General features: G+C 60.4%; 17 protein-coding genes and 12 pseudogenes. 12 read left to right on the top strand and 17 right to left on the bottom strand.

Annotated features, from left to right (window positions below; genetic code table 11):
* The first annotated feature begins 2 nt into the window (after nucleotides 1-2).
* Both NLN62_RS53790 and NLN62_RS48875 read left to right on the top strand, forming a co-directional pair.
* Complete coding sequence (locus NLN62_RS53790; protein WP_371933159.1) at nucleotides 3-1,496, top strand: Ulp1 family isopeptidase; 1,494 nt, start codon at nucleotides 3-5, stop codon at nucleotides 1,494-1,496.
* Nucleotides 1,471-1,632 (top strand): annotated as a pseudogene (locus NLN62_RS48875) (transposase); the annotation flags it as partial. The gene NLN62_RS53790 and the pseudogene NLN62_RS48875, both read left to right, overlap by 26 nt.
* A gap of 84 nt (nucleotides 1,633-1,716) precedes the next feature.
* On the opposite strand, the gene NLN62_RS48870 reads toward NLN62_RS48875, so the two are convergent.
* The 9 genes and pseudogenes from NLN62_RS48870 to NLN62_RS48830 form a co-directional block, all read right to left on the bottom strand.
* A complete protein-coding gene (locus tag NLN62_RS48870; RefSeq protein ID WP_254113976.1) occupies nucleotides 1,717-2,214 on the bottom strand; it encodes a transposase in 498 nt (165 codons plus the stop codon).
* A gap of 583 nt (nucleotides 2,215-2,797) precedes the next feature.
* Nucleotides 2,798-4,498, bottom strand: coding sequence for an IS66 family transposase (locus NLN62_RS48865; protein WP_254113975.1), 1,701 nt, complete (start codon nucleotides 4,496-4,498; stop codon nucleotides 2,798-2,800).
* A gap of 44 nt (nucleotides 4,499-4,542) precedes the next feature.
* On the bottom strand, nucleotides 4,543-4,863 hold the full coding sequence (gene tnpB / locus NLN62_RS48860) for an IS66 family insertion sequence element accessory protein TnpB (protein ID WP_371930196.1): 321 nt from the start codon (nucleotides 4,861-4,863) through the stop codon (nucleotides 4,543-4,545).
* 29 nt (nucleotides 4,864-4,892) lie between these two features.
* Nucleotides 4,893-5,294, bottom strand: a complete 402-nt coding sequence (locus NLN62_RS48855) for a transposase (RefSeq protein ID WP_254106358.1) — start codon at nucleotides 5,292-5,294, stop codon at nucleotides 4,893-4,895.
* A 958-nt stretch (nucleotides 5,295-6,252) separates the two neighbouring features.
* Nucleotides 6,253-7,314 (bottom strand): cyclopropane-fatty-acyl-phospholipid synthase family protein, encoded by a 1,062-nt coding sequence (locus tag NLN62_RS48850; protein ID WP_254113974.1) that lies wholly within the window; start codon nucleotides 7,312-7,314, stop codon nucleotides 6,253-6,255.
* Between the two features lie 169 nt (nucleotides 7,315-7,483).
* On the bottom strand, nucleotides 7,484-7,813 hold the full coding sequence (locus NLN62_RS48845; RefSeq protein WP_254113973.1) for an acyltransferase: 330 nt from the start codon (nucleotides 7,811-7,813) through the stop codon (nucleotides 7,484-7,486).
* Nucleotides 7,814-7,948: 135 nt separating this feature from the next.
* Nucleotides 7,949-8,232: pseudogene (locus NLN62_RS48840) on the bottom strand (hypothetical protein); the annotation flags it as partial.
* Between the two features lie 152 nt (nucleotides 8,233-8,384).
* Nucleotides 8,385-8,708 (bottom strand): annotated as a pseudogene (locus tag NLN62_RS48835) (acyltransferase); the annotation flags it as partial.
* Nucleotides 8,709-8,950: 242 nt separating this feature from the next.
* Nucleotides 8,951-9,454, bottom strand: a pseudogene (locus tag NLN62_RS48830) (ATP-binding protein); the annotation flags it as partial.
* Between the two features lie 306 nt (nucleotides 9,455-9,760).
* On the opposite strand from NLN62_RS48830, the gene NLN62_RS48825 reads away from it, so the two are divergent.
* Nucleotides 9,761-9,949, top strand: a complete 189-nt coding sequence (locus NLN62_RS48825) for a hypothetical protein (RefSeq protein ID WP_254113972.1) — start codon at nucleotides 9,761-9,763, stop codon at nucleotides 9,947-9,949.
* Nucleotides 9,930-10,292: pseudogene (locus tag NLN62_RS48820) on the top strand (recombinase family protein); the annotation flags it as partial. The gene NLN62_RS48825 and the pseudogene NLN62_RS48820, both read left to right, overlap by 20 nt.
* A 17-nt stretch (nucleotides 10,293-10,309) precedes the next feature.
* On the opposite strand, the gene NLN62_RS48815 reads toward NLN62_RS48820, so the two are convergent.
* On the bottom strand, nucleotides 10,310-12,373 hold the full coding sequence (locus NLN62_RS48815) for a recombinase family protein (RefSeq protein WP_256575945.1): 2,064 nt from the start codon (nucleotides 12,371-12,373) through the stop codon (nucleotides 10,310-10,312).
* Between the two features lie 370 nt (nucleotides 12,374-12,743).
* Between NLN62_RS48815 and NLN62_RS48810 the strand changes: the two genes are divergently transcribed.
* Together NLN62_RS48810 and NLN62_RS53785 are read left to right on the top strand one after the other, a co-directional pair.
* Nucleotides 12,744-14,126, top strand: a complete 1,383-nt coding sequence (locus tag NLN62_RS48810) for a recombinase family protein (protein WP_371933158.1) — start codon at nucleotides 12,744-12,746, stop codon at nucleotides 14,124-14,126.
* Entirely contained in the window at nucleotides 14,083-14,454 is a 372-nt protein-coding gene (locus NLN62_RS53785; protein ID WP_371933157.1) for a helix-turn-helix domain-containing protein, read from the top strand. The genes NLN62_RS48810 and NLN62_RS53785 overlap by 44 nt, the downstream gene beginning before the upstream one ends.
* 34 nt (nucleotides 14,455-14,488) lie before the next feature.
* Here NLN62_RS53785 and NLN62_RS48805 read toward each other — a convergent pair.
* From NLN62_RS48805 to NLN62_RS48780, 6 genes and pseudogenes are all read right to left on the bottom strand, one after another.
* A pseudogene (locus NLN62_RS48805) lies at nucleotides 14,489-14,836 on the bottom strand (ATP-binding protein); the annotation flags it as partial.
* Nucleotides 14,833-16,322, bottom strand: a pseudogene (istA, locus tag NLN62_RS48800) (IS21 family transposase). The pseudogenes istA and NLN62_RS48805, both read right to left, overlap by 4 nt.
* A gap of 283 nt (nucleotides 16,323-16,605) precedes the next feature.
* Nucleotides 16,606-17,058 (bottom strand): annotated as a pseudogene (locus NLN62_RS48795) (transposase); the annotation flags it as partial.
* A pseudogene (locus NLN62_RS48790) lies at nucleotides 17,048-18,031 on the bottom strand (IS701 family transposase); the annotation flags it as partial. The pseudogenes NLN62_RS48795 and NLN62_RS48790, both read right to left, overlap by 11 nt.
* A 99-nt stretch (nucleotides 18,032-18,130) precedes the next feature.
* Nucleotides 18,131-18,793, bottom strand: a complete 663-nt coding sequence (locus NLN62_RS48785; RefSeq protein WP_254114247.1) for an IS630 family transposase — start codon at nucleotides 18,791-18,793, stop codon at nucleotides 18,131-18,133.
* Nucleotides 18,694-19,077: a transposase gene (locus NLN62_RS48780; protein WP_254113971.1), complete on the bottom strand. Its 384-nt coding sequence runs from the start codon at nucleotides 19,075-19,077 to the stop codon at nucleotides 18,694-18,696. Before NLN62_RS48780 ends, NLN62_RS48785 begins: the two co-directional genes overlap by 100 nt.
* Nucleotides 19,078-19,191: 114 nt before the next feature.
* Between NLN62_RS48780 and NLN62_RS48775 the strand changes: the two genes are divergently transcribed.
* Nucleotides 19,192-19,392 (top strand): hypothetical protein, encoded by a 201-nt coding sequence (locus tag NLN62_RS48775; RefSeq protein WP_254113970.1) that lies wholly within the window; start codon nucleotides 19,192-19,194, stop codon nucleotides 19,390-19,392.
* Nucleotides 19,393-19,570: 178 nt separating this feature from the next.
* On the opposite strand, the pseudogene NLN62_RS48770 reads toward NLN62_RS48775, so the two are convergent.
* Nucleotides 19,571-19,771 (bottom strand): annotated as a pseudogene (locus NLN62_RS48770) (IS110 family transposase); the annotation flags it as partial.
* Nucleotides 19,772-20,074: 303 nt separating this feature from the next.
* Here NLN62_RS48770 and NLN62_RS48765 point away from each other — a divergent pair.
* The 5 genes and pseudogenes from NLN62_RS48765 (at nucleotide 20,075) to NLN62_RS48745 (ending at nucleotide 23,409) form a co-directional block, all read left to right on the top strand.
* Nucleotides 20,075-20,566: a calcium-binding protein gene (locus NLN62_RS48765; protein ID WP_254113969.1), complete on the top strand. Its 492-nt coding sequence runs from the start codon at nucleotides 20,075-20,077 to the stop codon at nucleotides 20,564-20,566.
* A gap of 554 nt (nucleotides 20,567-21,120) precedes the next feature.
* Nucleotides 21,121-21,240 (top strand): annotated as a pseudogene (locus NLN62_RS48760) (hypothetical protein); the annotation flags it as partial.
* A gap of 54 nt (nucleotides 21,241-21,294) precedes the next feature.
* A pseudogene (locus NLN62_RS48755) lies at nucleotides 21,295-21,486 on the top strand (hypothetical protein); the annotation flags it as partial.
* A 49-nt stretch (nucleotides 21,487-21,535) separates the two neighbouring features.
* Nucleotides 21,536-21,706: a hypothetical protein gene (locus tag NLN62_RS48750; RefSeq protein ID WP_254104115.1), complete on the top strand. Its 171-nt coding sequence runs from the start codon at nucleotides 21,536-21,538 to the stop codon at nucleotides 21,704-21,706.
* A 77-nt stretch (nucleotides 21,707-21,783) separates the two neighbouring features.
* Entirely contained in the window at nucleotides 21,784-23,409 is a 1,626-nt protein-coding gene (locus tag NLN62_RS48745; protein ID WP_254113968.1) for an SNF2 helicase-associated domain-containing protein, read from the top strand.
* Nucleotides 23,410-23,421: the final 12 nt, after the last annotated feature.

The raw sequence follows: 23,421 nt of genomic DNA, 5'->3' as shown, positions 1-23,421 counted from the left end.
CGATGAAGACGGCGTTGGTAGCCCTTCGTGAGTATCGTGAGCCCAAAATTTTACCTGATCTCGGGCCCCGAGGTCGTCGCCCCTCCGGGGAAGGCGGGCATGTTACCGATGATGTGGCCCGTTCCAGCGGGCGCCCAACAGAGAACAGGGACTCGATCGATTCTCGGCTTCTAACCGCTCCACGGTCAGAAGCCGACGATATCCCGGAGTTCAGGGGACAATGGGGGGACCCTCACGCGGCGCTCGGGGTGTCCCCGGCGGAACAAGGGCAGGTCCCCGCGGGGGCGCAATTTGCCGATTACGATCAGGAGCAGCTTTGGCGGGATGTGGAGCAAGCCGGATCGCGGGCCACGGCCGGGTGGGACGGTTCTTGGTCAGGACCGTCGTTGCAATCGGATCAAACTGCCGGGTCGCAGATGGTCAGTTACGACCAGGAGCAGCTTTGGCACGAGGCGGACCAAGCCGGAGGGCAGGCGCCTACGGGGTGGGACGGCCCCTGGTCGGGGCCGTTGTCGCAGTCGGATCAGCCTGTCGGGTCGCAGGTGGTCAGTTACAATCAGGAGCAGCTTTGGCACGAGGCGGACCAAGCCGGAGGGCAGGCACCCGCCGGGTGGGATGGTCCCTGGTCGGGACCGTCGTCGCAGTCGGATCAACCTGTCGGGTCGCAGATGGTCAGTTACGGTCCAGCCGAAGCTGGATGGGCGGCGCTTACCGGGTGGGCGGGCCAGCCCTCAGCGCATCCGTCGTCAGACTTCTTCCGCGGTGTTGGCTATCCCGTCGATTTGCCATCCACTCCGCAGGAGCTGCGAGATGATGCTCATGATGTGTCGGCGTTTCCGAGCACAACCTTCGATGCGTTGAAAGCGCCGTCCCCCGACCGCAGCGGGCGGGTGCTCGACGCTAGGGAATGGCTGGGCGACCAGCATATCCTGCGGGACTACGAACTGCTGATGCAGGACTTGCAGCAGAACAATCCGGACCTTGCCGCCCGGACGCGGCTCGTCGATCCCCTCATCGCCCACTATCAACTGCGCCTAGGGTCGGCGAGCGTGATGCTCGCCGCCTTCCAGCGCATTGTAAATGTGGATGGTGACGATACAGCCGACTTCCTGTTCATGCCAGTGAGCGACGCCAGTGCTTCGGATCCTGCTCGCCGCGGCACCCACTGGTCGCTGCTGCTCGTTGACCGTCGCGAGCGGGCAAGTCCAGTTGCCTATCACTATGACTCTAACCAGGGACAAAACGACGAGCTTGCAGAAATGCTCGCACAACGGCTGAGTGCTCGTCGGGAGGCAGCCGGCATGGCCCAGCAGCAGAACGGCTATGATTGCGGCGTCTTTGTCGTGGACGGCACGCGGGCGCTGGTTGGGCGATTGGCCCAAAGCCAGCGGCCAGCCCTGCGACATCTCGACAACCTCGTCGTCGATCGGCCGGCATTACAGGAACGACTGATGGGTGATGCCCCCTTGAGCCGACCGCCTCGTCGGCGGCGATAATGCACTGCTGGGAATCGATGATACCGCGGTGCCGAAGAAGGGCGAACGCTCGGTCGGTGTCGCAGCCCAATATGCATCGTCGCTTGGCAAGACGGCAAATTGCCAAACGTTGGTGTCGCTTGCGCGCGGCGATCTGGGTCGGAAGAGCGCGGCAACCTGGGGTTCTTCCGCATATTTGGTGCAGGTCCCTTTTGCTTTTCATCGAGCGCATTGTGCATTGTCAGGCGGCTGCCAGCAGCCTGTTTTTGAGCAGTGCATATCCTGAACGCCCATACATCTGGCGCTTGATCGTCTTGAGACGGTTGATCTGTCCCTCGACCGGGCTGGTGCTCCAGGGTTGGTTGATGGCTGCGCGGACAGCTTCAATGTCGCGACCGACGCCTTGCGCAAGCGAGGCCAGTTCGCTCCTCGATGCATCCTCGATCCATTGATCTAGACCCGCGTCATCGTTGCCCCGTATCAATGCCGCGAGCCGTCGAGCGAGCTTGCGTGCGTTCGAAAGCTCCGGCGCATTGTCATAGAGATGATGAAGGAACCGCTCGGTCTGCTTGTCAAGCGATGTAGGCTCTTTGCTCAGGAACCATGCACAGTTGCGGCGCGAGGGCAGTCGCCAACGCACATTTGGCCCAGCCGTCGATGAGCCTCGCTGGCAGGCAGTCCAACGGTAGACAGTCCCTTTGCTGCCTTCAAATCCGCGGAGCTTGATTTCGGTCCACAATTGCAAACCGCGCCGTTCACCTTCCTCCCAGCGCTTTGCCAGATAATCTCGAAAAGGATCAATGAAGACAGATCTGCCGGTGGCCGCCGGTGCTCAGGCTCACCGCCTGCAGCAAGCCAGCGTTCGACCGTCCTCACGTTCATGCCGATCCGCGGCGCGCAAATCGATAATTTCGGCATAGAGTGAACGGCGGTGGCCGCGTATTCCAGGGATGGTGATCAGCGATACCAGGCGATTGCGATCACGGATTCCAGTGATCGTGATCACCTTCGCCCCATGGAAGCGGGCTCGGCCTTCGGATCCACTCTTTTTCGAGGCCACATTGCGTTCACTGTTGTTACGGCCCGGTGACTCGTAGCCTCCCCAAGGGAGACCTTGTCGATAAGCTTCAGGACTTTGGTTTCCCGCAGCCCTGCTATCCAAACTACGGGGCGCCTGACTTTTGCCCCGGCAGGCTTACCCCCTGCTGAACACACCAGCCTTCACTGGTCGCACTTCCGTGTAAGGTATGCACACGAGGAGGGCCGCGTGATCGGCTCGTGCGCTCGTAAACGGTCCGCTCTATGATCGTCGCGCGTGAGGTTCAGGCCGCCCGCTGATCGGCAGTGGCCTGTTTTTTAGCTTCGAGCAGGCGCTTCCACTCCCAGGGCAGCAGTTCGTGCAGGTGCGAGGCGGGCAGATCAGCGATACGGGCCAGGACGTCGGCGAGCCATGCTTTGGGATCGACGTCGTTCAAACGGCAGGTAGTGATCATCGTCAGCATGACGGCGCAACGTTGAGCGCCGCGCTCGCTGCCTGCAAAGGTCCAGTTGCGCCTGCCCACAGCCACGCTGCGCAGCGCTCTTTCTGCGGCATTGTTCGTCAGGCAGATTCTACCGTCGTCGAGGAAGCGGGCGAAGTCGTCCCAGCGGCTGAGCATGTAGTTCATTGGCTTCAGGACCTCGGAAGAACGCGAGAGGGTTTCGCGCTCGCGCAGCAGCCAGGCGTGCAGTTCGTCGAACAACGGCTTGCTCTTTTCCTGGCGCACGGCACGCCGCTCGGCGGCTGTCTTGCCGTTGATCCCACGTTCGATCTCGAACAAGGCGTCGAGCCGTTTGACCGCCTCCAGCGCGATCGGGGAGATCGGCTTGCCCTTTCCGCCGTCCCGGGCATTCTTCTCGATGTCGGCTAGCTCGAAGAACCCCCTGCGGGCATGGGCCATGCAGAAGGCGGGCGTGAGCGGTCGGTCCTTCCGCCGTTCGTCGAACAACGGATTGAGACCGCTGTAACAGTCAGCCTGAAGGATGCCCTGGTACCCAACCAGGTGTTTCTGGGGATGTTCACCCCGTCGGTCGCTCGAGGCGTAATAGACTGCAGCTGGCGGAGCGGTGCCCGCGAAGGGCTTGTCATCCCGAACATAAACCCAGATGCGTCCAGTTGTGCACTTGCCCTTCGCCAGGATGCGGATGGTGGTGTCGTCGCCGTGAAGACGCTCGGCCGCGAAGACATGCTTCTCGATCAGCTCGAAGATCGGAGCCAGGGCGAAGGTCCCGTGGCCGACCTGGTCGGCCAGCGTGGTCACCGGCATGTCGATGCCCTCGCATTTGAACCGGGAGCTCTGGCGGTTGAGCGGGATCTGCATGCCGTACTTGTCGAACAGGATTGTCGCCAGCAGCTGCGGACCAATGAAGCCGCGCGGCGTGGCATGGAACGGCGCCGGTGCCTGGCTGACCTGCCCGCAATCGCGGCAAGTGAACTTCTCGCGGACCGTCTCGATCAACTTGAACCGGCGCGGGATCTCCTCCAGCGTCCTGTTTGCATCCTCGCCCAGCTTCGACAGCCGCGACCCGCCGCAACAGTGGCAGGCCGTTGGAGGATCGATGACGATGCGCTCGCGCTCGATGTCGTCCGGCCAGGGCTTGCGCACCGGCCGCTTGCGCGTGAAGGCGCGTACGCTCTGCGTCTTCGCCGCTGCAGCGGCCGCGGCGAGCTCGTCCTCGGTCGCCGACATAACAACATCTTCAAGCTGCAGTTCCAGCTGGTCGATCAGTCGCGCCCCGCGCTCGGAGCGCTGCCCATAAAGCTCGCGTTTCAGCGTCTCGATGCGCAGCTCAAGATGTGCAATCAGCGCTTCGTTGCCGGACAGCTTTGCCAGCGCGTTGGCTGCTTCGGCCTGCGCACTCGCAGCCTTCGTCTCGGCTTGCTGACGCGCTTCTCGTTCGGCCCGAAGAGCCTCGCGCTCAACCCGCAACGCCGCCAGGGCGCTCGCAAGGTCAGAGGGAAGATCGTCCGTTTTCGATGTCACGAAGCCATCGAATCAGATCAGCACAAATATGCAATCGCAAAATGCTATCCGACACGCGTCGGGCGCCATGTTTCCTGCGGATGACGCCAATCTATTCCGGACAGAAGATAACTCAGCTGCGCCGGCGATATTGGAACAGCGCCTCCATCAACGGTAGGCCAGATGAACTTCCCACGTTCCAATCTTTTTGTAAAAAGGCATGCGCCCTGGCCATCGTGCCAGATGCACTTCAAAAGCGAACCACTGCGACCGCGGAAGACGAAGAGATTGCCCTCCATCGGGCTCATTCGGAGCACCTCCTGTACCCGCAACGCAAGAGACGGGAATCCACACCGCATGTCGGTATAGCCCGTCGCTAGCCACACACGCACGTTCTGGCCAGAGGGAAGCGATATCACCGCAGCGTCTCCAGACCACGCATGATCCGAATCAGCACGTCAACATCGACGCCCCTATCCACAATCACCCGACAACCGTTAGAAGCCACAATCTCCATACGACTGCCGGCCGCGCTCGTCATCGGCGTCGCGGGCGCCGCCGGAACCTCCGGCACGATCACCGCTGGCACAAATCCTTCAACCGAAGTCGAACCAAAACGCCCGGCCCGGGCTGCGTTACGCCAATCAGCCAACTGCGAGCGCGTGATCCCGTATTTGCGGGCCGTGGCCGACCCTAAACGGGGCAATGAATAGCTCTCGGCGACGATTTTCAGCTTGGCCTCGTCGCTGAACCGACGTCGACCGCCCCTATCAACGATCTCAAGCCGACTGACAGAATTGACTGTATGCACGTCCATACAGGCGATTTCTCACCTGTTCGCCAAAATTCACAACGCGCAATTCAGCGGTCATGGTCGTACGCGTACCGTGTAAGAGCCTGCCATCAGGATCGTGCCGCCTCTACACCGGTCGTCACCCATCCAGTAACCAGGCTCCCGATCGGCTTGCTCCCAAGGAAGGGTTGACCCCTTGGTTTCGACAACGTCTGTACTGGTTTTCGATGCTTCATCGGCGGTTCGCTTCCGCTCGCCTTCCTGAGGCTTACCTGACGGGCTTGCGCCCGCCTTTTCCAACAACGCTCACCACCTCGACCGTTGTGTCGAAGCAGCTTGTGGTGGTTTGGACTCTGATCCTGCAATCCGAGCCCGAGGGGCCTACCCTCATCTCTTGCACAGCAAGGCTGTTTGAAGGTTTTAGGTCAACTGATCTTCCTCCTTCTTCGCGCCGTCGTGGCGCACCAATCCCGGCCAGCTCCGACGGAGTGATCACTACCGTCGCTCTACGGGGAGACAAGGAATTGCAACTTGACAATACCCCGTATTAAAGGGCCGAAGCGGGCGTCGATGAGGCTTGCGGCGCGCTTTGCCCACCTCAGGAAGCGATTCTACGAGCTGCACGTCAACCAAAGCTCGCGAGTCGACGCAGACCGTCACGACAATCGCTGAGCTATGGGAAATCGAGGCCGACATCCGCGCCCAGGATCCCGCAACGCAAGCGACAACGCGCCTGAAAAGGTCGATGCCTATCGTCTCGCTCGACTTATGGGAAAGAGAACTGCGGCGCCTGTCGGCAACTCCAAGCTCGCTGAGGCGATCCGCTATGCTCTATCGAGGCGTGCCGCTCTCGAACGCGTCCTGACCGAAGGTCGCAACGAGTCGTCAGATGCCTAAACTCGCACAGTGATCTTGGCAACCGCACACCCACCTAACACGCCAATCGCAGCGATCCTGAGCCGCAACGGGGCGGGACGCTGCGCTATGCGGAGGGCTCCGCGCCCCGCCCCGGTGACTCCACCGAGACCTTATGGGCGCAGATGGCATCGGGCCTCTCCCCATCGCTGGATGAAACGAGGGGCTCAGACACCACCTCGTATGGCTTGGGCCTGAATAGCTGTGGGGCCACACCGCGCCTCGCTCGCCATGGTCGGCGCCCATTCGTCGGCCTAACCAGCTTGTTGGATATCGATGCTTTTTTACGCAGGGATACCTGCAGCAGATCTACAAGTCCCGAGTTGAAAACGCGCTCTGACGAATCGAAATAACGCTCATAGTGATGAAACAACGGCTCGCCGTATCGATCGATAACCTTTGCCCGACTCTTGATGAGGCGAGCTTTCCATTCCGAAAGCGTTCTAGAGTAGTCTTTACCGATGCGCCGGAGCTCCATGACCTCGTAAATCCCGCTGCTCGCCTCCAAGACGTCATCAATGTACGGAAGCGCCGAACCCCTGAACACATCTTCAAGTAGAAACCGTACATCGCGCACCTCGCTCAAATCGCGCGGAGGCCGGGTGGAGATGATCGTCTGCAGGCCAAGGCTGGCCTGGTCCACCGAAATATCCGAGCACCACTGAAAGAACTTCCTATAGATGTCGCGATGAACATTTTCTGCGCGATCTTCCATCGATGCAAAATGCTCAAATGCGCCTACCGACATCACCGCGTCAAATTTCTCCATTGGCGCAGGATAGTCGGCCCATGAGCGAAGCTCCACACGGATGGTCTCTCTACTTCGTCCGGAGATATAGGCGAACTGATCGTTGCTTAAAGTAAGCCCGACCGCTGAAGCGGCGCCAAGTTCATCCAATGCGTAGCGAATCAAGCCACCCCATCCACACCCTACATCCATGATCCGATCCGAAGCTTTCACCCGGGCAAACGAAGCAATTCGGGCCAACTTTTCTTTTTGCGCATGCTCAAGGTCAAGCGCACCATCCCAGACGCCACAGCTATAGGCCATGTGATCCTTGTCCAGGAAGACTGCGTAGAACTCGTTATCTACATCATAATGATAGGAAATTTCGGATTGCGTCGCCATGCGTTATAACTCTGCTTCCATTTCAGTGTATTTAAGCTTTTTTCTGAACCGCTGGAGATCATTTGACGAATCGAACGTTTCGCCGAAAGCCGATGAGAGATTCACGAGGATCGCGTCCTTCACCTTCTTTCCCAGCCGGTCGCATTTGGAGTTATTCAGTTGACGGCGCTCAGCCTGCGCCGAGAAGTTGATTTCGGAACTCTCGTAGGCCCACGTCTGTTAGGAAGATCGGCGCTGCAATCGTCGTGAGGGCCAGAACAACATAGGCCGCCGGCAACCGACGCTTCGCACGCCGATAGTAGAATACCCGAAAGCTGAACCGTGCTTGTTCAAGCTGCGTTCTGATGAGACCGGTAATCAGGAAGCCCGTAATCACAAAAAACATATCCACGCCAAGATAACCCCGAGCGAACGGGCCAAGACGAGCATGGAAGAGGACAACCAGCAAAACAGCAAGCCCCCGCAAGGCCTGGATATCAATTCGAAAATCTCCCGACATAAAGGACCAATTATCGATCTAGCTAGACTAACTGAATGTTCAGTATTCTTGTGTTGTAAAATCGTTTGTTTAAATTGCATCTATTTGTACTGTGGATTGATCAAGACATGCGCTTTCAAATGCCTCCTCTAGGTGTATTCCGACGGGAACGACGTCCAGGAATTTAGCCGAGTTTGCCTTGTCCATCTGACCATCGCCGCCACCGGGGCCGTCCCCACTCTCTCAGGCCAACCACTTCGGCGACGACATACTCAGTTTGTGCGAGGATCATGAGAAAGGAGCCGAGCCGCGCGACGTAGTGGATTGTCATCGAAGCCAACAACTGTGGAGTAGTCGGTCCCGCTATGCACCTCGATGACGAAGCAGTGTGCGCGCTGCCATGATCGAGGCCAGCGCGAGCTCGTTCTGGCTGAGGCCATCATAGATTGCGGGTGGTTTCAGTGAGCACCGGAGCGGCCGAGACACCGTCAAGCTCTGCGCAGGCTTCGCCGATGATCAAGGCAAGCCGCTTGCTATCGTGGGCGACGCGCTGGCACACATAAGGTGCGCTTCGGAGGAGCAATTGGCGCTTTCACAGCTCTGGCCCGTTGCGCTCGATCATTGCGCCCGCAGGCCACTCGCTCATGGATCGCGCGATAGGGAAGACCACGAGCAGCGCATCATCGACGCGAGTTGGCGGCAAGTTGTCATAGAGATCGGGGAGAGTGGACCGCACGCGAATCCCCGAAACAATTGTCGCCAACCCCGGCCGGCCGAGTAGCCTCGAGATATGCTCTTTGAGTTCGTGTCGAACCGTGCCGAACCCGAAGGGAACACCAAGCTCCTGCAGCACCGGATAGATCACGCGCATAGCATGGCTGATTCCGAGTCCCTCCAGAACTGGACTGACCTGCCACTGAGTTTTCGTCCCGCGGCGGTTAGAGACTCGGGGTTTTTACGCCAAGTGGCGCGGGTGGAGAAACGGACGATCGGCGGAGCTGGTCGGGGTTGGTGCGCCACGACGGCGCGAAGAAGGAGTATAGCGCGACAAACAGGATGAGAACGGCGCGTCAATCAAGATGAGACAAAGCGGCCGAGTCAGGTGATGATTGACGCTGGCTGCGGGTTTGGCAAGCCCTGATTGACGCTGCGCGACAATCAAGCGGCATTTCCAGCGTCAATCACCGCTTTGTCGAGTTCGTTTGGAGTGGCGTGAACCGGCGGCCGGCCTGGACCGCGCTTGCGATCGAGGGCAACTTTTCGACGGTAGCTCTCGACGTTCATCTCGAGGATCGTGGCGTGGTGGACCAAACGATCGATGGCCGCCAACGTCATCGCTTGGTCGGGGAAGATTCGCCCCCACTCGCCGAATGGCTGATTGGCTGTGATCAGCAGCGAACGACGCTCGTAGCGGGAGGCGATCAGCTCGAACAGTACGCTGGTCTCCGCCTGGTCCTTGCTCACGTATGTGATGTCGTCGAGGATCAAGAGGTCATAGCGATCGAGTTTGGCGATCGCGGACTCCAGCGCCAGCTCGCGCCGCGCGACCTGCAGCCGTTGCACCAGATCAGTGGTGCGGGCGAAGAGAACGCGCCAACCGTTCTCGACGAGAGCCAGGCCGATCGCCGCGCCGAGATGGGTCTTGCCGCCGCCCGGGGGACCAGCGTCATAATGCCGGGTGTCTGGGATCTGAGGTGGAGATCCTTTATCCGTTCCATCCGCGATGCGGAGCGTCAGTCGTCGTTGTCGCCTGCAAGCGGCTTGGGGGTGAGACGCATTTTGTTATCAGACAACCTGACGCCACGTTAACGCTGCTGCCGGCATGGATGGCGGCTCCCGCCGCCGCTTCCTGCCATCTCAAAGCTGATCCGCGGCTTCCGGTGGATCGTCTACTGGAGGCGCGTCTTCTTGTCGACGCGCTCTTAGCCTCCTCTTCCAGGGAATCGTCCCATTCGCGAGGAGGCGGTCATGGCGGACGCATCACGTCGTCAGGGGGATCTGTTCGAGAGCCCTCCGACATACAGCAGCATTCCAATCGAAGCTCAGCAGCAAATGCTGGAGCTCTTAAAGGAGCTTCTGACCGAAGCGCTCACCGACAGCGTAGTCGAGGCACACGACGTGAACCGGGAGGACAGCGGTGAGCAAGATCACGCCTGAGCACCTTGCTCGCCAGGCCGTCGTCTACATTCGTCAGTCGACGGCCGACCAGGTTATCAACAACCGCGAGAGCCAGCGCCGCCAGTACGGCTTGGCCGACCGTGCGCGGCAGCTGGGCTGGAGCGAGGTGGTCGTAATCGACGACGATCTCGGTCGCTCTGGTGGCGGCACCGCGCGTCCCGGGTTCGAGAAGCTGCTCGCCGCCATTTGCGAAGGGCGAGTTGGCGCTGTGGTCTCGATTGAGGCCTCTCGGCTGGCCCGCAACGGCAGGGATTGGCATACGCTCCTGGAGTTCTGCGGGTTCGTTGGAACACTGATCGTCGATGAGGATGGCGTCTACGATCGATCATGTTGATACCTTCATTTGTTTGCTCTCGGGTCGAAAACGAGGTGATCTCGAGCTCCTGTTTTAAGCTCTCGCAATGCGACAATGCTGGCTTCCGTATCAGGAAAGAGGAATCGCTTGTCCCAAGGATCGCGCTGGATATCAATGGTGCCGCTGCGGATACGTCGCTTGATCCAAGAACTCGAAACTCCCAAACGCTTTGCCATTGCGGTCACCGGCAGCCAGCCAGCAATGTGACGAGCACGCGTTGCGACGCCGTCCTGCAGTACGCGATGGCGCTGCCGCACGATCTGAACGGTTCGTACTGGAACATAATTTCGGCGCGGTGAGCGGTGCCCCTCCTGGGTCAAGGTGTTGGCGATTTCGGCATCATCGAAACCCTGGCGGGCCAGCTCAAGGATCCGTGCTTGCATCTCAGTCCCTCGAGTTAGAGCATGCAGGGCATGGACCCTCGGCTCGACTTCCAATTCGGATATCTCGCCACCACACCAGACGATCCGGACCGCGATTCGATCGCGCGTGATGCGGTGGAGAACAACCTTGTCAATCAGCGTTCGTAATAACTGCTTCTTATCTGCCCGGCTCACATCAGGCCGCCGCCAGAGCTCAGGCAAGTGTGGACCAAGCGCAAGAAACTCATTCTGCTCCTCTGGGGTCAACATGGCTGATTTGCTCTTCGTGGCTCGGCGGGTGGTCAGCGCCTCTTCAGCCTGCCGGAGTTCGCGTAACGCTTTTTCCCATCGTCGCTCCAGCTCAGCGGCGATGAGGCGATTGTCAGGATCGACCCGATTATACTGTCGTTCGGCCAGGAGCGCCTGATAGCGCAGTCGCTCAACCTGCTGCTCTTCGGCGCGATCAAGCGCTTCGTCAGTCTGCTGCCGCGCATTGAGCGCACGCCTCCAGGCCTCCACCTCAGCGGGAGCGATCGCTGCAAAGAATGCAGCCACCACCTGTGCGTCGATCGGATCGGCGGGAAGATGCTGGCATAGCGTCTTGCCTTGGTGGTTCAACAGGGCATTGCAGACGTAGCGAGACCCGCCCTTGTATTGTATCGACATCTTGTGGCCGCACCGGCCGCACCAGGTGATGCCCTGCAAGATAGCGGCCCCCTCTCGGGGCACGCCACGCGTTTGATTGCGTTGGTATTCGGCATGGTTGTCGCGCAACATGGCCTGGATCCGCTCAAAGCCATCCCAATCGATGTATGCAGGATAGCGGTCCTTTACTACTACCTTCCACTCTGCCATTGGGCAGCGGGCCGTCTTCAGTTTACCACTTGCATAGGTCGTGCGGCAGGACCTGGTACGGCCATAGACGAAAGCGCCAGCATAGGCCGGATTCCTCAAAATTCCGGAAATCATGCTGGCCGATGGTGTCCGCCACGCAATATCGCCGAACCGGTCCCGCCGCGGTATGGAGAGCGCACGATCTCGGAATGACCGGATTACCTTGCCTACGGAGCCTCCCTCCAGAAACGTCGTGAAAACCAGTGATATCCGCTGCTGCACCTCCCTGCTTGGATCCTTCGATGCCACGCCATTGGCGTCACGTTCCAAACCCGCCGGTAACAGTAACGTCAACTCGCCGCGCTCGGCCTTGGCGCGCAGCCCCGCCGTCAGACGACCGCGCAGAGTGTGCAACTCCACTTCGGAGATTGTGCCCTTTAAGCCGAGTAACAGGCGCCCATTGGTTGAGCCAGGATCGTAGACGCCGTCGCGATCCGCAATGAGGCATTGCCGGTAGCCGCACAGATCGAGTAGCGGGTACCAATCAGAGCAGTTGCGCGCGAGACGCGTCACCTCGTAGGAGAGAATGATTCCGATTTCACCCAACGTGACGCGAGCGATAACGTCCTTGAAGCCCTCGCGATGCGCTGCTGTCGATCCACTCAATCCAAGGTCGGCATCAACGACATCAACATTGGTATCATCCCAACCGAGATCGGTGGCTCGCTGTCGCAGTGCATACTGCAGTCGCAGGCTCTCCTGGTTGGTCATCACCTGATGAGGCGTGGACTGCCGAATGTAAATTACGGCTCTGCGACACAGGTGGCTCCCCGTCACGAGATCCGACCTCATGGCTCTCCTCCCAGCGAACCACGCGAGCTCGCCAATTTTGATTCGGAGCCGTGCCCTAAAGAATCATTTGTCGGCTGATTCGCCAAGCTCGTCAGCACCACTTCTCTTGAAAGCCGAAGCAAGTCTCGAATGCTTTCGAGCGAAAGCTTGCTTGACGGGACAGACAGCCGCTCGCCATAGAGGTTGGTTGCTGCAGCTCGAACTCTCAGCAAAATGCCGTCGCGATAATGAACGAGAACGCAGCCGCCGGGTCGGAGCGAGCTTCCGGCCGATACCAAATCAAAGCACCGTCCGTATAGTGGATGGGTTGGGTCGGTTACGGTAATCTGCTCCAACTGATCAGATGGCTCCCGAATAGGGGCATCATGCGGTGTGGTCGTACGACCCGCGCCACCCCAACGATCGCCTTCTGCTCGGCATGAAGGGCACGATGAGCGAAATGGAGCTGTCTATCTTTCGGCAACGCTCGCTTGAAGCCTTGAAGCAGAAGGCACGCAGGGGTGAGCTCTTCCTCAACGTCGCCATCGGCTATCTCAAGGTCTCCCACGATCGGATCGAGAAGGACCCTGATCGGCGCATTCAGGAGGCGCTCGCACTCGTGTTCACCAAGTTTGCCGAGATGCAGACACTGCGCCAGGTCCACCTCTGGTTACGGCAGGAGCGAATCACTTTGCCCGCGGTCGGCCGTGGCCCCGAGGGCCGCCACGTCGAATGGAAGTTACCAGTGTACAATACGATCTACCACATCCTGACCAATCCCGCCTATGCTGGCGCCTATGTCTTCGGGCGCTCGGGCAGTCGGGTGACGATCGAGGCCGGCCGCAAGAGGATCGTGCGGGGCTTCCGGCGCGAGCGCAACGACTGGGATGTTTTGATCAAGGACCACCATGAGGGCTACATTACGTGGGCGGAGTTCGAGAGGAATCAGCGCCTGATCACCGACAACGCCAACGGAAAAAGCTTCATGAGTCGTGGCTCGGTCCGCCGCGGCGAAGGCCTTCTCGCGGGGCTTCTTCGTTGCGGCCACTGCGGCCGCAAACTTCACGTTGCCTACAGCGGCACGCACAGTACTGTCGGGCGCTATCATTGCCGCGGTAGCCAGATCAACCATGGTGGAGATCCGTGCATCTCATTCGGCGGTCTGCGCGCGGATCGCGCGATCAGCGCGGAGGTCATCGCGCGGCTGCAGCCGCTGGGTGTACAGGCGGCGCTGGCGGCCATGGAAGCGCGCGGGCGTGAACACGCCGACAAGCTGCGTCAGCTCGAGTTGACTCTGGAGCAGGCACGCTACGAGGCAACTCGCGCTCGTCGGCGATACGAGGCTGTCGATCCGGACAATCGCCTTGTTGCCGGCGAGCTGGAGCGGCGCTGGAACGAACGCCTGGTCGCTGTCCGCGAGCTTGAGGGTGAGCGCGAGACGTTGTTGGCTACGCCGGAGATGACGTTGAGCGACATCGATCGCGATCGGTTACTTGCGCTTGGTGCCGATCTCGAGAGAGCTTGGGAAAGTCCGGGTGCAACAGCTGCGACGCGCAAGAGGATCATCCGAAGCTTGATCCATGAGATCGTTGTGCGCATCCGCGACGAGGTGCTGGACTTGATTGTCCACTGGCATGGCGGCGATCACACGGCATTGCAGGTGAGGAAGAACCGCACCGGCGAGCACCGCGGCAGATGTGGTCGATCTCGTTCGTGTCCTCGCGCGTCAGATGCCCGACAGCACCATCGCCGCGGTTCTCAACCGCGCCAGTAAGTCGACGGGGCGGGGCAACAGTTGGACCCGTGTCCGCGTTCGCAGCCTGCGCAACCAACACGCCATCGCGGCCTACCGAGAGGGCGAGCGCGCCCAGCGTGGAGAGGTCACTTTGGACGAAGCTGCAACTGCGTTGAAAGTCAGTCCTTCGACGGTTCGCCGTCTGATCGAAGAACAGAGCTTGCCTGCGCAGCAGCTATGCAAAGGAGCACCGTGGATGATCAAAGCAGTTGATCTGGAACATCCAGATGTCAAGCGCGCCGCGCATGCGCGGCGGTTCCGGCGGCCATCGTCTGGCGATCCGGGTCAAAAAGAACTTCAACTCTAAGGGGGTAGTGAGATGGGCAGTATGAATCTGACTCGGGTGGACCGAACAAGAGCAAATTGGCGCCGGCCTTCAACCAGGCGTCGCCGGCGGCGAGCGCCATCGCCTGTGCCTTTGATAGCATTGGCACGCATTCGAAGTCGAAGGTGGCGAGCGTCTTGCCGGCGGGCAAACGCGCTTCCACCATGTGTCGCTCGATCCGACGGCGGGTGCGATCGGCGGCCTCGTGCTCGGCAAGGGCGGCGAGGAAGCGGGCGGCAGGCCACCCTTCCTTGTCCGACTGTGCGGCGAGCTTCGGCCAGATCGCCTTGACGCCCGGCAGGCGGAGCTCATTGAGAAGCAGCTCGACACGTGCAGCATCGATGGAGGTAGCGATACCGGTCATGCTGCCTCTCCCAGGTTCGAGCGGCCCGACATGACGCTGACAGAGGCGAGTTCATCGTAGACGTCGAGCGGCGCCAGCTTGACGGCGACACGCGGGATCGAGGCCGCCTCGGGTCGGAAGTGGTCGCGTAGCGCGGCAAGATCGGGTAACTGTCCGGCGTCCAGATCCATCGCGATCGCCTCGGCGAGTTCTGCTTCGCAGGCGCGCTCGTGAGCCAGCGCCAGAAGCTCGACTGTCACCTTGCAGGCGCGCCGGTCATCACCATGCTCCCGCAAGGTCTCGAACAGACGTTTGTAAGCTGCACGCGGGAAGAGTTGGTCGCGATAAACGAGATTGAGGAGCGCCATCGGCTTGCGCCGCAGGGCATGGATGACGTGCCGGTAATCCACGACATGACCGCCCTGGCTCTCGGACACAGGCCGACCGCGCCGCAGCGTCACGACCGGCGTGACGCCAAGGAAGCATTCGAGCCGGTCGTCGAAGATGCGCACACGCAGGCGATGGCCGATCATCTTGAAGGCACGGTGTAGAACACGCGCCGCAGGATGAAGCCGCCTGACGACGTCACCGGGATCACTTTCTCCTCGAAGTCGGTCGTGCGGCCTTTTGGCGGCGGCGTCAATGCCTCCTTCTCGAGCGCGATCGGCTTGGCGAGGTTAGCGTTGCGCCGGCCGACAATCTCGTCGACAAAAGCCCGGTACGCATCGAGACTGGCGAAGTCGCGCGTCCCTCGCAGCAACAGCGCATCTTCCAGTGCTCGCTTAAGATGGCCGTGCGCGCTCTCGATCGAGCCGTTCTCATGTGCGATGCCCGCATTGTCGCGCGTTGGCGCCATGCCATAATGGCCCATCAGGGTGGCGTAGCGCTGCGTCAGATCCTCCCGTGCGTCGGCCGCCAGATTGCGGAACGCTGCCGACAGGCTGTCGCTGCGATGCTCCCGCGGCACGCCGCCAAGCGCCCACAGCGCGTTCTGCAAGCCCTCCGCCAGGGCGACGAAGCTTTCGCCGCCGAGCACGACATGGGCATGCTCGAAGCCGGAGAACGCCAGCCGGAAGTGATAGAGCCGGTGATCGAGCGGCTCACCCGCGATGGTGATGCCGAGCGCGCTCGTGTCGGTGAAGTCGGATAGACCCAGGCGGCCGGGCTCGTGCTGCTGGCGGAAGATCACGTCCTGTTCGGGGCCGTTGAGCGCCCGCCAGGCGTTGATGCGCCGCTCCAGCGTGCGGCGGATGTTCGGGTTCAAGTCATGATGCCGTCGGCGCAGCTCGTCCAGCACGCCGATCACGCGGATGCCGGGCGCAGCCTTCAGGATCGGAACGATCTCGGCCTCCCAATACTGCGCGAGCGGATCGGACCGGCGCCGGCCCCTCGGCGTCTTCTTCTGCGATGGCGGGCGACAATCGCCCTCGATTCGATACGCGCTTGCCTTCGAGAACCCCGCCTTTGCCGCGGCGGCCTCGGGGGACAGTGTCTGTCGGTAGGTCATGTACAGCCTTCTGTGGTTGCCGCCCGTAATGCAAGAAGTTTCAGACCCTTTTGACGTGTGATCGAGTGCGGTCTTCTGTCAGGCCTTCTTTTACGGCATTTTCAGAAGCCGCTGGCCGGTATGGTGATCCGCGGATCAGGTCCAATTCTCATCTCCGAGCACGACGGCTCTTTGGCTCTAGCTGGTTTTCCTGATCCAGATCTGTTCGATCGTTGCGCCCATTCGGGTCGTCGCCTTCTCACACCCCCTTCACCAACGTCAGGCTATCTCGTGCTGCATGCGATCATGCCGTCACTGCCTGCGCCGGGTTCCGATAATCCTCCTTCCGGGTGAGCATGGCCCAAATCGTCCGAGCCATCTTGTTCGCCAAGGCGATCGCCACGAGCATGCGCGGCTTCCTCGCCAGCATCTGCGCCAGCCAGGATCCGCTAGGGATCGACTTGCGCCCCAGCCAGTTCAGCCGCGACATCGCCCCAACGATGAGCAACTGGCGAATGTCCGCCTGTCCTTCCCTCGAAACGCGTCCGAGCCTCTCCTTTCCCCCTGAGGAATGTTGCCGCGGGACCAGGCCCAACCAAGCCGCGAAGTCTCGGCCACGTTTGAAGGTCGCCATGTCGGGTGCGAAAGCCTCGATCGCCAGCGCGGTCAGTGGGCCGACCCCCGGCATTGTTTGCAGCCGCTGCGCCGTGCCAGCCCGCGCCGCCAACTTCTTGAGCTGCTCTGCCTTTCGGCCATTCGATCAGCAACCATTCCTCCAACCGCTGGGTGGTTTGCCAATAATCACGGTGCGCGGCACGGACCCGCACGCGGGCAAAGCGCGAGCTCAGCTTTTCGTTCGTTCCTTGCCGCCACGTGATGGTGCGCCAAGCTTTGGCCAGCAGGCCGATCGCGAGCGCTTTAACGGCGGCCGGCCGATGCCGACGATTGCGGCGCATCAGTTTCGGGGGACGGCCGCGGCCCGACCATGGCTTCGGCGGCAAGGGACCGGTGCCGGGCGCCCATACCGTTGTGCTCGACAGAAGACCCGCCACATAGGTCAATCCCAGCGCCGTGATCTCCGTGCGCAGATCGCTGTTGTTGCCATAGCCCGCGTCCATCAGCACGACACCGCGCGAAAGGCCGGTCGCACAGGCCCACTGCAACTGCTCCAGCGCGATCTCCGGCTTGGTCCGGAAGCCGACTTCGGCAGGAATGCCCACCTTGCGCCGCCGATCGCAATCCTCAGTCCATTCCTTCGGAAGATAAAGGCGATAGGCGACAGGCAGGCTGGCGTGGTGGTTGGCAATCGACAGTGACACCGCCACCTGGCAACTATCCTGCTTGCCGAGCTGCCCGCCATATTGCCGTGCAACTCCAACCGAATGTCGCCCCTGCTTGGGAAAGCCGGTGTCATCGATGATCCAAGCTTCGATCGGGCTCTGGTGTTCAATCGCCGGCAGGACCATCTCGCGTACCTTGCCCAGCACCTTCTCATCCGACCAGGTGCCGCTGCCGACGAAATGCAGCAGCGATTGATGCTGGGCGGCCGTCCGTTCCGGAGCCGTCACCGCCGCCATCGGCTCCACGCTCTTGCGACCGCCACAGGCCAGAAGGCCGACGCAATAGTCGCGCAGCGGTGCCTTCCGATCAGCATGACCGATGACGCTGGCAAGCCCTTCCAAATACGCCGCAAATCGCATCTCACTGGTCTTGGTGCCACGCCCGCTCATGTAGCCTCCTCGGCTGATGGTCCATGCTTCAACCATCGCTGATTCCGGCCGGACAAAGCCTGCGGTTTTGTGACTCAGTCAGACTAGAGCATTTTCCGATCACGTTGCATCGTAACCAGCAGCGACGAGATAATTTTGACATTCCTCGGGTGAGAAGCGTTTGAGCGCGCTGGCGATTGCTTGCCAAAGATCGGGCATGTTGCGGGCCGCAGCGGCGCGCAACAGCGCCTTCAATTTGGAGAAGGCCATCTCGATCGGGTTGAAGTCCGGACTGTAGGGCGGGAGATAGAGCAGGCTTGCCCCGACTGCCTGGATAGCCTCTCGAACGCCATGGACCTTGTGAGCGGGCAAGTTGTCCATGATAACGGTATCGCCGGGCCGCAGCGATGGGGCGAGCAATTGTTCGACGTAGGCCAGGAAAGCGTCGCCATCCATTGGACCGTCCAGGACGAGCGGCGCGATCAGACCGTTGGAGCGCAAGCCAGCGGTGAATGTCGTCGTCTTCCAATGTCCGTGTGGGACACCCGCGCGACATCGCTCGCCGCGAGGTGAACGGCCGTAAAGCCGCGCCATTTTAGTGTTGGCGCTGGTTTCGTCGATGAAGACCAGGCGCTCAGGGTCAAGATCGATTTGCCCTTCGAACCACTCCTCACGCGCGGCATTTATATCGCGGCGCCTTTGCTCGGCGGCGTGCGCTGTCTTTTTTTGAGTGTGATCTTTCTGTGCTGGAAGAAACGCCAGAGCGACGCGATGCCGGCCGATATTCCATGACGCGTCAACAGTTCTCGCAACTCGGCGAGCGTGATATCCGGCTTCGCTGTCACCGCGTCCAAAATCAATTGTGCATGTGCTTCGATGCGCTGCGATTTGCGGTCACCGCCTTGGCGTTTAGGAACGATGTCGCCAACTTCCTTGAGGCGACTTCGCCAGCGGATCGCGCTGGCCGCGCTGACACCAAAACGCTCCGCGGCCTGTCGACAGGACAAACCACCGTCAATTGACGCTACCACCCTCTGGCGAAGGTCAACTGAAAGCGTCCTGGTCATACATGCTGACCTCCTTCGCCAGCATGTAGCTTGAATCTGACTCGTGCCGTTTTGGGAATCCCTACCGATTCATTCCGGCCGGAAAACGCTCTAATTGGTGGGAGGTCGGCTCGCTTGCTCAACGCCGGCTCCGACAGTCCACCCGAAACGGCCGTAATCAAACTGCGTGACTTGCTGCGGGTAGCCGGCAAAGTCTCCATGCCGGAATTCGTTGTTGTTGGCGATATCGCCGCGATTGTTCTGCCAGGCTACTCCTGCCTTGATGTAGGCCAGCGTTTGGCCCTGCGGGCCAAGCGCGTAGCCGACACCCTGTGACAAAAACGTTTGGACCTGCTTTGCAGGTAGCGATCACAGCAATGCCTGAGAAGGCAAAGCAGCTGTTTGTGCCATCGGAGACAGCACGGCTCGCGTCTAATTCGGCGCCGAACACCCACCCATTCGTTTGCCAATTGTAGCCGATCTGCCCTCCGGCCAGGAACGCAGGCGTATTGCCGAGCACACGCATCGCCGTGGCGCGGGCGCTCACCAAGTCGCGCATGGCCTCATGCGCCGCATCCGGAACCCACACGGCTGTCAGCTCGCCAGCCCGGTGCAGATTGGCCAGCATCGCCGCGTCGCGCCGGTCGGTTTTAACCCGATCCCCCGGCCTTTATCGGGATCAACGAGGGGCCACCACGATGCAGTTGTGTCCCAGTCTGTGAATGCTGATCGAACATTGACCCCCATCGGCGTCGTCGAGACCCTTTCAGGCCGTTGATTTCATTGATTTGAGATGACGGGACCCCTACGCCGATCATGGTCGAGACCCCACGCCGAAACACGCTCTGCTCGCGCCAGCTTTGCATAATGGTCCACAATTTAGGCGGTCCATCGCATCCGCTTTGAAACTCAGTGTGCGGTCAGGTTACCGTCAGACCCGATCTGTATGCTGCTGGCAGTTAGAGCGCGGTCACTTCCGTGACCGCTCGCATGCAGATACAACACAGGAGAAAGACCTATGCCTGTAATCCGAGGCACAAACTCCGACGATCACTTGAATGGAACGCCCGACAGAGACTACATCGATGGCCAAGGTGGGAACGACTGGCTCTCTGGTGGCGCGGGCGCCGATGATGTACAAGGCAATAAGGGCAATGATGTGCTCTCTGGTGGTGACGGTGACGATTTTCTGTACGGCGATGAAGGCAACGATAATCTGTTCGGCAATCAGGGCAACGACAACTTCATCTTCACGAGCGGGGGCGGCAAGGATACCGTGAGGGACTTCACGATGGGGGACAAACTGCACATCGCGGATGGGATCAATAACACTAACATTCATACGGTTGCTAACGTTGTCGATCACGTCCACGCGGTTGGACCGGACACCACGGTTGTTGACCTCGGAAAGGGTAATTCGATCACGCTCTCCAATGTAAATGCTAACGATGTTCAGCATCACCCGGAGAATTATTTCTCCATCTCGCATATCACCGATCTACTCATCTGACTTGCTCGGTCAGCTTGGGCAGGCCGCGAGGTTTTCGTCCATGCCGTGATCGACAAGGCGGACGGCGTTGTTTTCCGCTGCACGCTGGATGGATCGGAGACGCAGCGTTTTCTGGAGATTCCATCCTGGATGTTCGATCGCGCGGCATGTGCCTGCGGTTGCTGCCTGACGGCAGAGCCCTTTGTCAGCCTGGAAGCGCTCAACGCGTTGTCGGCGCTACTCGATTCAGTGGTCAAGAGCGCGGCATCATCATTGAATGAACCGCTTTGCGGTGCATGCGGAGTCTCTCACCACCAAAATCGGGGAGAGGCTCATGGCAAGCAGGACGGCGATATCGGCGAACCCGGTTCGGCGCAACCGGCGGTTCGGCATGCATCAGATGGGCCTGTTCGCGGGTGGCATCGCGCACAGCGCCGTTGGGGTCAGAGTGGCGGGAGTTGCCGAAGGAGGCGCAGGATGCGCTGGTGAACCGTAAGCGGCGTGTCTCCCGCACCCTATTGCTGTTGAGCAGATCGGCAATATGCGTTCCGTCTTGACGAGGGCGGTTTGCATAGATGATCGGGCGTGTTATCGCATCGCAGCGACGGGTTCGGCGTCGGAGGAGCGACGAGGTCAAAGGACGGATCGTCTCGGAATCCGTTGTGCCGGGCGCGATCGTCTCGGACGTCGCGCGGCGCCACGGTCTGTCGCCGCAGCATTTGTCGATCTGGCGCAAGGCGGTGCGCGACGGGTTCCGACAGATCAAGCAGGCACGCGGCTTCCGCCAGTTCCTATTGCCGGGCCTGGCAAACTTGCGTGCCGAATGGGCGATGATCTGCACCGCCCACAACCTCGTGAAGCTCGCTAACCTCGCAAGGCCGCATCAGCGGGATTTCGTGTCAAAATGCGCCAACCAGAAAGCTATCTGGACGGGTTCCTAGCCATGTGCGTAAGCTGCGCTGTTCGCAGTTTATTTCCGAGGTGAGGCGCATGTTCACGCCGAATGAGATTGGCGCACAGTTGATGCATATCGAGCGTTCGCAAAACGAAAGGAACGTTGATGTTTTGGAGGAGCATGATCCGGCCGCAGTCGCGGAATGCGTTCAGCAGTTCATGCTAGTCAAGGAATTGCTGACCGCGCCCATGCTCGGTACTTCGTGACAGAATGTGAATTACTTCTCGATGTGGCGAGTGGCTCCCAAAATCGTGGACATTTCCGGTCGCAAGGTCTCACCGTCATGATGACGCTGGAACCCGTTCTTACCCCGCATGGTTTGCTGACGCTGCGACAAACGGCGCAAGCTCCTGCGTTGGAGCCCGATCAGGGCTTGCGGCTGGAGAAAGCATTTTTACGGGGCTCAGGACACGGATTGTTGTGGCTCGGCGCCAACGAAGTCGGGACGGTTCTCCCACCGGTGTTGTCGTATTGGCGAGAGCTTGGAATGCGCTACATGACTGCACTGTGCGCTCTTCCTAATATTGGAGACGGCCGTATCAAGCCACCTGTGCCGATTCCCGCCGATAGCGAGTTGGACACGATGGCAGCGGTCGTTCCGCCCATGACCGGCGCGGAATATTTGTCAGCGGCTGTCCTTGCCGATCTTTGGCGAGGTATGGATGCGGCCTTTGATGCCGAGCTGGTGCAAGCCAAGCTCTTCGTGCAGGAGTTTCTCAAGAGCCGTCATCCGGCCTGGAACCTGGTTGGACGCGTTCATTTTAACCTTGCGGAGAACCAGAAGGACGAGGATGCCCCGTTCGCGTTTCTTGCGACCTATACGACCCGGCTTTCGGCTGAGGCCAGGGCCCAGCATCTGCCGCTCGGCAAGGCCTTGCAGGAGTATGCCGGCGCGAGGAACCGCGAACGCCTGCTGTCGCTGCTGATGCCCGTCCAGCGCGCCTCCGAGAGGTGCCTGTGGCTGAAGACCATGGTCGATGCGGGTGATATCTTTCACCCGCTGCGCTGGAGCCCACAGCAAGCTCTGCAATTCCTTAAGGATGTTCCCGCGCTCGAAGGCGCCGGGGTGATCGTACGGATGCCAGCGAGTTGGCGCATGAACCGCCCGGCGCGCCCGCAAGTGAAGGCGACGGTCGGGGGCAATGCGCCATCACAAGTAGGAATGGACGCACTGCTCGACTTTCAAATGGAGGTGACGCTCGAGGGCGAAAGCCTCTCGAGGGCCGAGATCAAGCAACTCCTGGCGCATTCCGATGGATTGGCCTTCATCCGTGGCAAGTGGGTCGAGGTCGATCATGAACGACTGAATCGCACACTCGAGCAGTTTGAGGCCATCGAGCGCCGCGCCGACGCCGATGGTCTTTCGTTCGGTGAGGCGATGCGAATGCTGGCTGGGGCTGACATTACCGGAGATAAAACTGCCGCACCAGCCGACATCGATTGGAGCCAGACCGTGGCCGGCCCCTGGTTGGCGGAGAAGCTGGCCTCCTTGCGCCATCCCGATCGGCTGTTGCGGGTCGGTCCCGGTCAAAATCTTCGGGGCACGCTGCGACCCTATCAGCAGTCGGGTGTGCAATGGCTCTATCTGCTAACGCAGCTCAAGGTTGGGGCTTGCCTTGCCGACGATATGGGGCTCGGCAAAACCGTCCAGGTGTTGTCGCTGCTGCTGGTGATCAAGAATGAGAACAGGGAAAATCGGAAACCTTGCCTGCTCGTAGCCCCCGCCTCTTTGTTAGCCAATTGGGCCGCGGAGATTGGTCGATTTGCGCCAAGCTTGAAAACAGTCGTGGTCCATCCATCGGCTGCCCCGTCCGAGAAACTGAACGCATACAGTGCGGACGAATTCGCAGACGTCGATCTCGTAATCACAAGCTACGGCTTTCTGACGCGCACGCCGAGCTATGGCTGATTCTGGGTGACG

This window comes from Bradyrhizobium sp. CCGUVB23, from assembly GCF_024199885.1.
In the GTDB taxonomy this organism is placed as follows: domain Bacteria; phylum Pseudomonadota; class Alphaproteobacteria; order Rhizobiales; family Xanthobacteraceae; genus Bradyrhizobium.
This window is presented reverse-complemented; position numbering and strand designations above follow the sequence as displayed.